At 72.4% G+C, this 10674-nt stretch carries 7 protein-coding genes; 3 read left to right on the forward strand and 4 right to left on the reverse strand.

Annotation, left to right across the window (positions count from 1 at the left end; all coding sequences use genetic code 11):
* Positions 1-296 precede the first annotated feature (296 nt).
* Genes ACWEVN_RS42220 through ACWEVN_RS42230 form a run of 3 tightly spaced genes read left to right on the forward strand, consistent with a single transcriptional unit; the run spans position 297 to position 4345 of the window.
* Positions 297-986: a 2-phospho-L-lactate guanylyltransferase gene (locus ACWEVN_RS42220; protein ID WP_452055031.1), complete on the forward strand. Its 690-nt coding sequence runs from the start codon at positions 297-299 to the stop codon at positions 984-986.
* Positions 987-1028: 42 nt separating this feature from the next.
* On the forward strand, positions 1029-3395 hold the full coding sequence (locus tag ACWEVN_RS42225; RefSeq protein ID WP_452055026.1) for an RNA degradosome polyphosphate kinase: 2367 nt from the start codon (positions 1029-1031) through the stop codon (positions 3393-3395).
* Positions 3392-4345, forward strand: coding sequence for an NUDIX hydrolase (locus tag ACWEVN_RS42230; protein WP_449681496.1), 954 nt, complete (start codon positions 3392-3394; stop codon positions 4343-4345). Before ACWEVN_RS42225 ends, ACWEVN_RS42230 begins: the two co-directional genes overlap by 4 nt.
* An 88-nt stretch (positions 4346-4433) precedes the next feature.
* On the opposite strand, the gene ACWEVN_RS42235 is transcribed toward ACWEVN_RS42230, so the two are convergent.
* The 4 genes from ACWEVN_RS42235 to ACWEVN_RS42250 all read right to left on the reverse strand — a co-directional run.
* Entirely contained in the window at positions 4434-7142 is a 2709-nt protein-coding gene (locus tag ACWEVN_RS42235; protein ID WP_452055027.1) for a BTAD domain-containing putative transcriptional regulator, read from the reverse strand.
* Positions 7143-8067: 925 nt separating this feature from the next.
* A complete protein-coding gene (locus ACWEVN_RS42240; RefSeq protein WP_452055028.1) occupies positions 8068-8832 on the reverse strand; it encodes an HU family DNA-binding protein in 765 nt (254 codons plus the stop codon).
* 220 nt (positions 8833-9052) lie between these two features.
* Positions 9053-9655, reverse strand: a complete 603-nt coding sequence (gene leuD, locus ACWEVN_RS42245) for a 3-isopropylmalate dehydratase small subunit (RefSeq protein ID WP_452055029.1) — start codon at positions 9653-9655, stop codon at positions 9053-9055.
* 21 nt (positions 9656-9676) lie between these two features.
* Positions 9677-10674 (reverse strand): 3-isopropylmalate dehydratase large subunit (locus tag ACWEVN_RS42250; protein ID WP_452055030.1); only part of this gene is annotated, 998 nt, incomplete at its 5' end.

The raw sequence follows: 10674 nt of genomic DNA on the forward strand, positions 1-10674 counted from the left end.
CCGGCACCACCGTCCGCGTGCTGGCTTCGGATCGGGGTGGCGGGGGAGGCCTGGGCGGGGTGCAAGTCCGGCGTCAACGTCCCCTTCCGGCCACTGAGGTCTTTCCTGCTGGGCTCCGGCTTCGCCGGAGCCCAGCAGGAAAGGTGCGGCTGCTCTCGGGCGGCGTCGCCCGCCCCCACCCGACAGACCCCGCCCTCAGCCCCACCCCGCGCAATTCTGTCCACAACCCTCGTCGCCTGTGGACAACCCACCCCACCGGGCCCCGTCCGCTCCGGCTTTCGGGTAAAGATGGACACGTGGACGTGGACCTGGTCGTACCCCTCAAGCACCCCCGCGATGGCAAGTCGCGGCTGCGTGGTGCCGTTGAACCCGCCCACCATCCCGGCCTGGTCCTCGCCTTCGCCAAAGACACGCTCGCCGCCGTCACCTCCAGTGCCCGGGTTCGGCGGGTGCTGGTTGTCGCCGCTGATCCGGGGGCCGTTGCCGAGCTGGCCGAGCTCGGTGTCGAGGTCGTCGGCGAACCCGATGAAAAGAGCCTCAACGCCGCCTTCCGGTACGGCGAAGCCCTGCTCAAAGCCGATGATCCCGGCGCCGCCGTCGGTGCACTCCAAGCCGACCTCCCCGCCCTGCGCGCCGGCGACCTCACCGCCGCCCTGGCCGAAGCCGAAGCCGCAGCCCAGGCCGCAACCACCACCACGGCCGAAGCCGCAGCCCAAACCGCAGCCGGACCCGCCGGCAAACGAGCCTTCGTCGCCGATCGCCAGGGCACCGGCACCACCCTCCTGCTCGCCGCCCCCGGGGCCGCCCTCGATCCCCGGTTCGGGCCCGGTTCGGCCCGGCTGCACGCCGCCTCCGGGGCCGTCCCCCTGCTCGGGGCCCTGCCGACCCTGCGCAGTGATGTCGACACCCCGGATGATCTCGCTCACGTCCGGGCCCTGGGTGTCGGGAAACACACCTCGGCCTACCGCGCCGAGCTGTTCATCTGACCTTCACCGCGGTCTGCGCAATTCCGCCTGACGTAGTGAAGAATGGGGGCCGTGAGCACAGACGACGGCGGCACGCCCGCACCGCGGAGGCGACGGAGCCCGGCCAGCGAATCTTCGGAGACGGCGAAGAAGAGCACCACCGCCAAGAAGGTGCCGTCCAAGTCCACCGCGCGCGACACCGCCGCCCGTGCCACCGCCGGTAAGGCGAGAACCCGCAAGACCACGTCGCCCGCGGCCACCCCGGCCACGACGCGGCGCCGCAGCGCCACGCAGGGCAACGCCCGCAACGCCGAGGAGTTCCGGGCCGTGCCCTCGGCGCCGCCGGCGGTCACCGTCGCGCCGACCGCCGTCGAGACGCTGCCCGACGACCGGTACTTCAACCGCGAACTCTCGTGGCAGGACTTCAACGCCCGCGTGCTCGCGCTGGCCGAGGACGAGTCGCAGCCGCTGCTCGAGCGGGCGAAGTTCCTCGCCATCTTCGCGTCCAATCTGGACGAGTTCTACATGGTCCGCGTCGCCGGCCTGAAGCGCCGCGACGAGACCGGCCTGCTGGTCCGCAGTGCCGACGGCCTCACCCCGCGCGAGCAGCTCGGCTACATCGCCAAGCGCAACCAGGACCTCGTCGAGCGGCAGACCGGCGCCTTCGAGAAGCACCTGCGCCCGCAGCTGGCCGAGGAGGACATCCACATCGTCGGCTGGGCCGACCTGGCCGGCGCCGACCAGCTCCGGCTGTCCAGCTACTTCTCCGAGCAGATCTTCCCGGTCCTGACGCCGCTGGCCGTCGACCCGGCGCACCCGTTCCCGTACATTTCGGGCCTTTCACTCAACCTCGCCGTGACGGTCCGCGACCCCGAAGGCGGCACCGAGCGCTTCGCCCGGGTGAAGGTGCCGAGCAACGTGCCGCGCCTGATGCGCGTCGAGACCGAGCGCACCAGCCGGACGGCGACCTTCCTGCCCCTCGAAGAGCTCATCGCCGCGCACCTGGGCGAGCTGTTCACCGGCATGGACGTCACCGAGCACCACGTCTTCCGCGTCACCCGCAACGCCGACTTCGAGGTCGACGAAGACCGGGACGAGGACCTCCTCCAGGCCCTCGAGCGCGAACTGGCGCAGCGCCGGTTCGGCCCGCCGGTGCGCCTCGAGGTCGCGCAGGACATGAGCGAGCACATGCTCGAGCTGCTGCTGCGCGAGCTGGACGTCGACCCGGCGGACGTCGTCGAGGTGCCCGGGCTGCTCGACCTGACCTGCCTGCACCAGCTGTCCGCTGTGGACCGCAAGGAGCTGAAGGACCGGCCGTTCGTGCCGGCGACGCACCCGGCGTTCGGCGAGCGCGAGACGCCGAAGAGCGTGTTCGCGACGCTGCGCGAGGGCGACGTGCTGGTGCACCACCCGTACGACTCGTTCTCGACCAGCGTGCAGCGGTTCATCGAGCAGGCGGCCGCCGACTCGAAGGTCCTCGCGATCAAGCAGACCCTGTACCGGACCTCGGGTGACTCCCCGATCGTCGACGCCCTGATCGACGCCGCGGAGGCGGGCAAGCAGGTCGTCGCGCTGGTGGAGATCAAGGCGCGGTTCGACGAGCAGGCCAACATCACCTGGGCGCGGACGCTGGAGCGTGCGGGCGTGCACGTCGTGTACGGCCTGGTCGGGCTGAAGACGCACTGCAAGGTGTCGATGATCGTGCGCCAGGAGGGCTCGACCATCCGCCGCTACTGCCACATCGGCACCGGCAACTACAACCCGAAGACAGCGCGGCTCTACGAGGACATCGGCCTGTTCACCGCCGACCCGAGCATCGGCGCCGACGTCACCGACCTGTTCAACGTCCTGACCGGCTACTCCCGCCAGGACACCTACCGGACGATCCTCACCTCGCCGCACGGCATCCGCCGCGGCATCGTGCGGGCGATCGGCGAGGAGATCGAGCTGGCGCGGGCCGGGCAGGACGCCGGGATCCGGATCAAGTGCAACTCGCTGGTCGACGAGCAGGTCATCGACGCGCTCTACCACGCGTCGCAGGCCGGAGTGCCGGTCGAGATCGTCGTGCGCGGGATCTGCACGCTCAAGCCCGGCGTCGAAGGGCTGTCGGAGAACATCCACGTCCGCTCGATCCTCGGCCGGTTCCTGGAGCATTCGCGGATCTTCAACTTCCGCGCCGGCGGCACGCACTGGATCGGCAGCGCGGACATGATGCACCGCAACCTCGACCGGCGGATCGAGGCGCTGGTGCGGGTCAAGGACCCGAAGCTGACCGCGCAGCTCGACAACATCTTCGACTCGGCCCTGGACCCGGCGACGCGCTGCTGGGTGCTGACCGCGAGCGGCGAGTGGTCGCCGTTCCCCGCCGACGGCTCGCGCGTGCGCGACCACCAGCTGGAGCTGGCGAAGCTGCACGGAGCCGCCGGATGACCCAGGAGGTCCGGGCGGCCGGCGCGGTGCTGTGGCGCCTCGCCGGGGGCGTGACCGAGGTCGCGCTGGTGCACCGCCCGCGTTACGACGACTGGTCGTTCCCGAAGGGGAAGCTCGACCAGGGCGAGACGATCGCCGAGGCCGCGGTGCGGGAAGTCCGGGAGGAGACCGGGTTCACCGCCGTCCTGGGCCGCTACCTGGTCCGGTCGGCGTACCCGGTGCCCGCCCGGAACGGCTCCGGGACGGTGCCGAAGACGGTCGACTACTTCGCCGCCGAAGCGGTTTCCGGCGAGTTCGCGGCGAACGACGAGGTCGACGAGCTGCGCTGGCTGGACTCGACGGCGGCGGAAAAGCTGCTGACGCGCCCGGAGGACGTCCGGGTGCTGCGGGCGTTCTGCGAGCTCCCGGTGGGCCTGACGACGCTGCTGCTGGTGCGGCACGCCAAAGCGGGCAAGCGCGACGAGTGGTCCGGCGACGACGACCTCCGGCCCCTGTCGGAAGCGGGTCAGCGTCAGGCGGCGGCGCTGCGCCGGGTGCTGTCGCTGTTCGGCCCGGACCGGGTGCTGTCGGCCCCGCGGCTGCGGTGCGTGCAGACGGTCCACGGGGTGGCGGAGGACGTCCCGGCGGAGGTCCGCCACGAGCCGCTGTTCTCGGAAGAGGGCTACTGGCCGGACCCGGTCCTGGGCGTGGCGCGCCTGCTGGCCGTGGCCGGCGACGGCGGGACGCCGGTGGTGTGCAGCCAGGGTGGCGTGATCCCGGACCTGGTGAGCGCGCTGGCCGACCGGGACGGAGTCGAGGTCTCGGCCGCGCGCGGCGGCGTGGTGCCGAGCAAGAAGGGCTCGTTCTGGGTCTTGTCGTTCCGCGCGCCCACGGACTCCGAAGGCCCGGTGCTCCTGGCCGCGGACTACCACCCGAGCGCCCTCCCGGCCCCCTCCCCCAGCCACTCCTGAGGCGGCGCGCCCCCGCTGTCACGACGAGACAGCGGCGTGACAGTCGATCTTGGTGTACTTGTCCCGGGTCCCGCTGGGCTGCGCCGGGCTAGGGGTACGGCGCATCCCCGGGCGAGGGGGTTTCTGTCGGCACCGTGGCCAGCAGGGCCTGGACCTCCGCGGCGCGGGGGTCGCCGAGGCGCTGGCTGACGGTCAGCGCCTCGGCCCAGTGGCCGCCCGCTTCGTGCGCGCGGCCGGTGCGGTGCTTGAGCCGGCCGAGGGTGATCTGGACGTCGATCGTGCCGTAGTCGGCGTTCAGCTCCTTCAGCTCGGCGAGCGCGTCGAGCCCGGCGCGTTCCGCTTCTTCGTGCCGGCCGGCTCCTTCGAGGGCTTCGGCGACGTTCCCGAGCGCGAGCGCCGCGTGGTAGCGATCGCCGAGTTCCGCGAAGGCTTCGTGGGCCGACTGGGCGGCTTCGGCCGCGTGGTCGTAGTCGCGGAGGCCGATGCGGCTGGCGCTGACGTTGAGGAGCGCGTGCGGCACGAACGTGCGCTGGCCGTGGTCGCGCGCGAGGTGGACGGCCTTGAGGGCGTAGCGCTCGGCTTCGGCGTATTCGGCGCGGACGTAGTAGGCGCCGGCGAGGTTGGACAGGATCGCGACCGTCAGCGCGGTGCCGTCGCCGCCCTCGGACGCCGCCCGCGCTTCCTCCAGCGCCTCGATCGCCTTGTCGGGCTGGAGGGTGCGCAGGTAGGCCGAGCCGAGGTTGTTGGCGCTGTACTGGAGGCCCATGCCGTCGCCGGCGTCCCGGGTGGCGGCGACGGCCGCGCGGGCGGTGGTGATCCAGTCGTCGCGGTCGTGGCGCTCGGCGAAGAACCCGCGCAGGAGCCATGCGAGTTTCCACGCGTGCGCGGTCCAGCCGTGCTCGGCGGCGACGCCGACGAGCGCGGTGAGGGCCTGGCGTTCGGTGGTGTACCAGGCGATCGTCTGCTCGTGCTGCGCGAAGCGGACGGCGGGCACCGGCGGCGGGTCGAGCGTGATGTCCTCGGTGAGCAGGTCCGGGCGGACCAGTTTGTTCGCTTCGGCGACGCTGGCGAGGTACCAGTCGACGAGCCGGCGCAGCGCCGCCGCGCGTTCGGCTTCGGTCGTCTCGGACTCGACGAGCTCGCTCGCGTAGACGCGCAGCAGGTCGTGGAACTGGTAGCGGTCGGTGCCCGGCTGGTTGAGCAGGTGGGCCGCGGCGAGCTGGTCGGCGAGTTCCCGCGCTTCCCGCAGGTCGGCGCCGGCCAGCGCGGCGGCCGAGGCCAGGCTGAACCCGAGGCCGGGATGCAGGCCGAGCAGCCGGAAGAACCGCGCCGCGGCCGGGCGCAGCGCCTTGTAGGACCAGGAGAACGCGGCCCGCAGATCGGTGCCGGCGTCCTGCGGGTCGCGGAGGGTGTCGAGCCGCAGCCGCTGGTCGCGCAGTTCTTCGACGATTCCGGCGAGCGAGACGCCGGAGAACCGGGAAGCGCGTTCTCCGGCCAGCGCCAGGGCCAGCGGCAGGCGGCCGCAGAGCTGGACGAGTTCGGCGACGGCGTCGGGTTCGGCGGCGAGGCGCTGCGGCCCGACGCTGCCGGCGAGCAGCGCGGCCGCGTCGCGGTCGTCGAAGGACCGCAGGGCGATGCGGCGGGCGCCGTCCCGGGCGACGAGGCCCCGCAGCTGGTTGCGGCTGGTCACCACGACGAGGTTCCCGGACCCGGGCAGCAGCGGGCGGACCTGGTCGGCGTCGCGGGCGTTGTCGAGCAGCATGAGGGTGCGGCTGCCGGCCAGCCTGCTGCGCAGCAGCGCCGAGCGTTCCTCCACAGTGGAGGGCAGCGTCTCGGCCGGGACGCCGAGGGCGCGCAGGAAGCCGGCCAGCGCGGCGCCGGGCGTGACCGGGGTGTCGGCGGAGTGGCCGCGCAGGTCGAGGAACAGCTGGCCGCCGGGGAAGCGCTCGCGGACGCGGTGGGACCAGTGCACGGCCAGCGACGTCTTGCCGACGCCGGCGGTGCCTTCGATGACGACGATGCCGGACCCGTCCCCGGGCGGCAGCCTGTCGAGTTCGGCCAGTTCGGGGCCGCGGCCGGTGAAGCCGGCGACGTCGAAGGGCAGTTGCCGCGGAACGGTGTGGACGGCCGGATCGGCGTCGGCGGCGAGCAGTTCGGCGTGCAGACGGCGGAGGTCTTCGCCGGGTTCGACGCCCAGTTCGTCGGCCAGCAACGCCCGCAGCCCGGCGTAGCGGGCGAGCGCTTCGGCGCGGCGCCCGGACCGGGCGAGGGTGCGCACCAGCCGTTCCCACAACGACTCCCGCAGCGGGTGCTGGGCGACGAGATCGGTGAGTTCGGCGACGAGCCGCGCATCGGGGACGAGCCCGGTGTCGAGGTCGATCCGCTGTTCGACGGCGAAGAGGTACCGCTCGGTCAGCAGCGGCCCCCATTCGGCGGCCAGCGCCGGAGAGCCGACCCCTTCGAGCGGAACACCCCACCCGTCGAGGGCGGCGGCGAGCAGTTCCCGGCGGCGGGCGGGTTCCGCCGCGGCGGCGGCCTGGTCGAGCAGCTGGAGGAAGCGCAGGGCGTCCACCCGGGACGGGTCGACGACCAGCCGGTACCCGTCCGGTTCGGTGACGACGGTGTCTTCGCCGCAGAGCCGGCGCAGGCGCATGACGTAGGTCTGCAGGCTGCCCCGGATGTGCGCGGGAGGGGTCTCGCCCCAGACACCCCGGGCGAGGGCATCGATGGAGACGAGCCGCCCGGCGGCGAGCGCGAGCGTGGCGAGCAGGGCGCGCTGGCGGGAACTGGTCAGCACGACCGGCGAACCGTCGACGAGCACTTGGAACGGGCCGAGCAGCCGGATGTCGATGGTGGTTCGCCCCCAGGTTCGCCTCGCCCACGGCCGGCCCCGCCGGACGCGGGCCCGAGGAACGCAGCGTGGCATCACTCGGCCGGGCGCTCAAGCAACTTCGCAAAATTGGACGGAACCGGTCCCGGCGCCGACCGTTGCACCGACGCAGGCGGTGGGTGACTTCCCATCTGCGCCGCGGAGTCGGTGGGACGCCCGGCGGGGATCGGTTGCGGGGCGCCGGTTTGGTTCCGGCTCGGGCGGCTGGTTGGTCCGGGCTCGTGAGGATCCGACGCCGTGGGTATGCGAGCCGACGGTCCGGGTCCGCGAGCCGACTCTATGGAGACGCGAGCCGACGCCTCGGGTACGCGGACAGTCGCGCCCGGTACCCGAGCTGGCCATGCCAGTGCGGGACCCGACGACCCAGACACGCGAACGACCATCCGGGCGCGGGCGCCGACCGCCGAGGCGCGAACCGCCCCGCCAAGTACCCGAGCCGACCACATTGGTGCACGGACCGACCAACCAGGCACGCAAGCCGACCGCCGAGGCGCGCGAGCCGACCACCTGGGTACACAAGCCGACCAACCAGGTACGCGATCCGATCCTCCGGGCGCGAATCCGACCGTCCAGACGCGGAAGCCGACTGCCCGCGCGCGGCCCCTCCGCCGAGGCGCGCGATCCGACCGCCAAGGGGCGCAAGCCGACCATCCCAGCGCGCCGACCGCCCCTCCGGGCGTGGATCTCTTCCGCCGCAGGGCGTGGACACGCGGCAGGGCCCCACGCACGTCGCGCGGGGCCCTGCCGAAAAGCTGCTCGTCTAGCAGGGGGTCGCCCCCAGGGGGTCCCCCTGATTTCACGTTACCGCAGGGGCACGACAGTTTCGGGCGGCTCAGTCCTTCTTCGCCGCGGCCGAGGTTCGGCGGGCCGGGGTCTTCGCCGCGGTGGTCCTGGCGGCCGGGGTCTTGCGAGCCGTGGTCGTCTTCGCCGCCGTGGCCGGCTTCGCGGCCGTAGCCGACTTTGCAGCCGTCGACTTCGCAGCCGTAGCCGACTTCGCCGCGGTGGTCGACTTCGCAGCCGTAGCCGACTTCGCCGCGGCAGCCGGCTTCGCCGCCGTGGCGCGAGTCCGGGTCGTCGCTGGCTTCGCCGCCGCCTTCGCCGCCGTCGTCCGAGTGGCCGCCGTCCGAGTCGCCCCGGTCCGGGTGCCCGCCGTCCGCGTCGACGCCGGCTTGGCCGCCGCTGCCCTGGTCCGCGTAGCCGTCGAACGCGCCGCCGCCGGCTTCGCCGCAGCACCCGCCGCAGCCGGCTTCGCCGCACCCGCGCGCGAAGCAGCCGCAGCCCCCGTTGCGCGCCGAACCGGCGTCGCCTTCGGTAGCTTCTTCGCTCCGGAAACCACGTCCCTGAAGGTCGTCCCCGCGCGGAACGCCGGCACGTTCGTCTTCTTCACGCGGACCGCTTCGCCCGTGCGCGGGTTGCGGGCCGTCCGGGCGGCTCGGGCCCTCTTCTCGAACACTCCGAAGCCCGTGATGTTGACCTTTTCGCCCTTGTTGACCGTCCGGATGATGATGTCGACCAGACCGTCGACCGCCTCGGCAGCGGCCTTCTTGTCGCCCAGGCGCTCGGTCAGCGCCTCGATCAGCTGGGCCTTGTTGGCCATGTCCAGTCCTCCAGGAAGGATCCACGGCCGCGTCGGCCGGCTGGCCACAACGGTATTACCAAGGCAGCGCGATTCCAACCGGCGTGCGGAACTTTCCCTTGCCCTGGGACGGGTTCCGGCGAACGCCGAACCGCGACAGGAGGCTCGCGGAGGGCGGTCAGCAGAAACGAAAAAAGGGGCGGAACCGCTTGTCTGGCAAGCGGTTCCGCCCCCGATACCACTAGCCGGCGGACACCGGCGTCGTCGTCGGCTTCCAGGACGGGCGGCTCGCCTCGAAAGCGTCGATCTCACCGGCATGGCGCAACGTCAGCGCGATGTCGTCGAGACCTTCCAGCAGCCGCCAGCGCACGTAGTCGTCGATCTGGAAGGGCGCGGTGAAGTCCTTCGCCTGCACCGTCTTGGTCTCCAGGTCGACCGTGACCTCGGTGCCGGGCTCGTTCTCCAGCAGCTTCCAGAGCAGCTCGACGTCGTGCTGCTCGCACTGGGCGGCCACCAGGCCGCCCTTGCCGGAGTTGCCGCGGAAGATGTCGGCGAACCGAGCGGAGATGACGACCTTGAAGCCGTAGTCCATCAGCGCCCAGACGGCGTGCTCGCGGGAGGAACCGGTTCCGAAGTCCGGGCCCGCGACCAGCACGCTCCCGTTCTTGAACGGCCCCTGGTTGAGGATGAAGTTCTCGTCGCCGCGCCAGGCGGCGAACAGGCCGTCCTCGAACCCGGTCCGGGTCACCCGCTTGAGGTAGACCGCCGGGATGATCTGGTCGGTGTCCACGTTGGACCGGCGCAGCGGGACGCCGACGCCGGTGTGCTGGGTGAACGGTTCCATGGCTGTAGCTCCTCGGGTGGGTCAGCGGGCGGCGGTCAGCAGGTCTTCCGGCGACGACAGCGTGCCCCGCACGGCCGTGGCGGCGGCCACGAGCGGCGAGACCAGGTGCGTCCGGCCGCCCTTGCCCTGCCGGCCCTCGAAGTTGCGGTTCGACGTCGACGCGCTGCGCTCGCCCGGCTTCAGCTGGTCCGGGTTCATGCCCAGGCACATGGAGCAGCCGGCCTGGCGCCACTCGGCGCCCGCCTCGGTGAAGACCTGGTCGAGCCCCTCGGCCTCGGCGGCCTTGCGGACGCGCATCGAGCCGGGCACCACCAGCATCCGGACCGACTCCGCCACCTTCCGCCCGCGCAGCACCTCGGCCGCGGCCCGCAGGTCCTCGATCCGGCCGTTGGTGCAGGAGCCGAGGAAGACCGTGTCGACGGCGATCTCACGCAGCGGCGTGCCGGGCTTCAAGTCCATGTAGGACAGGGCTTTTTCAGCGGCGATGCGGTCGTTCTCGTCCGGGATCGCCTCCGGGTCGGGCACCTCGGCGCCCAGCGGGAGGCCCTGGCCGGGGTTGGTGCCCCAGGTCACGAACGGGGTCAGCGCGCTCGCGTCGAGGTGCACTTCGGCGTCGAACTCGGCGCCGTCGTCGGTGCGCAGCTGCCGCCAGTTTTCGACCGCCGCGTCCCAGTCCGCGCCCTGCGGTGCGTGGGCGCGGCCCTTCAGGTACTCGAACGTCGTGTCGTCCGGGGCGATCATCCCGGCGCGGGCGCCGGCCTCGATCGACATGTTGCAGACGGTCATCCGGGCCTCCATCGAGAGGGCCTCGATGGCCGCGCCGCGGTACTCCAGGATGTAACCCTGGCCACCGCCGGTGCCGATCTTGGCGATCACCGCGAGGATGATGTCCTTCGCCGTGACGCCCGGGCGCAGCTGTCCGTCGACGGTGATCGCCATCGTCTTGAACGGACGCAGCGGCAGCGTCTGGGTGGCCATGACGTGCTCGACCTCGGACGTGCCGATGCCGAAGGCGATGG

Source organism: Amycolatopsis sp. NPDC003861, from assembly GCF_053605405.1.

Excerpts from the sequence above, each read along its gene's own strand:
- ACWEVN_RS42240 (WP_452055028.1), bottom strand. The coding sequence starts at position 8,832 with ATGGCCAACAAGGCCCAGCTGATCGAGGCGCTGACCGAGCGCCTGGGC.
- ACWEVN_RS42225 (WP_452055026.1), top strand. The coding sequence starts at position 1,029 with ATGGGGGCCGTGAGCACAGACGACGGCGGCACGCCCGCACCGCGGAGG.
- ACWEVN_RS42230 (WP_449681496.1), top strand. The coding sequence starts at position 3,392 with ATGACCCAGGAGGTCCGGGCGGCCGGCGCGGTGCTGTGGCGCCTCGCC.
- leuD (WP_452055029.1), bottom strand. The coding sequence starts at position 9,655 with ATGGAACCGTTCACCCAGCACACCGGCGTCGGCGTCCCGCTGCGCCGG.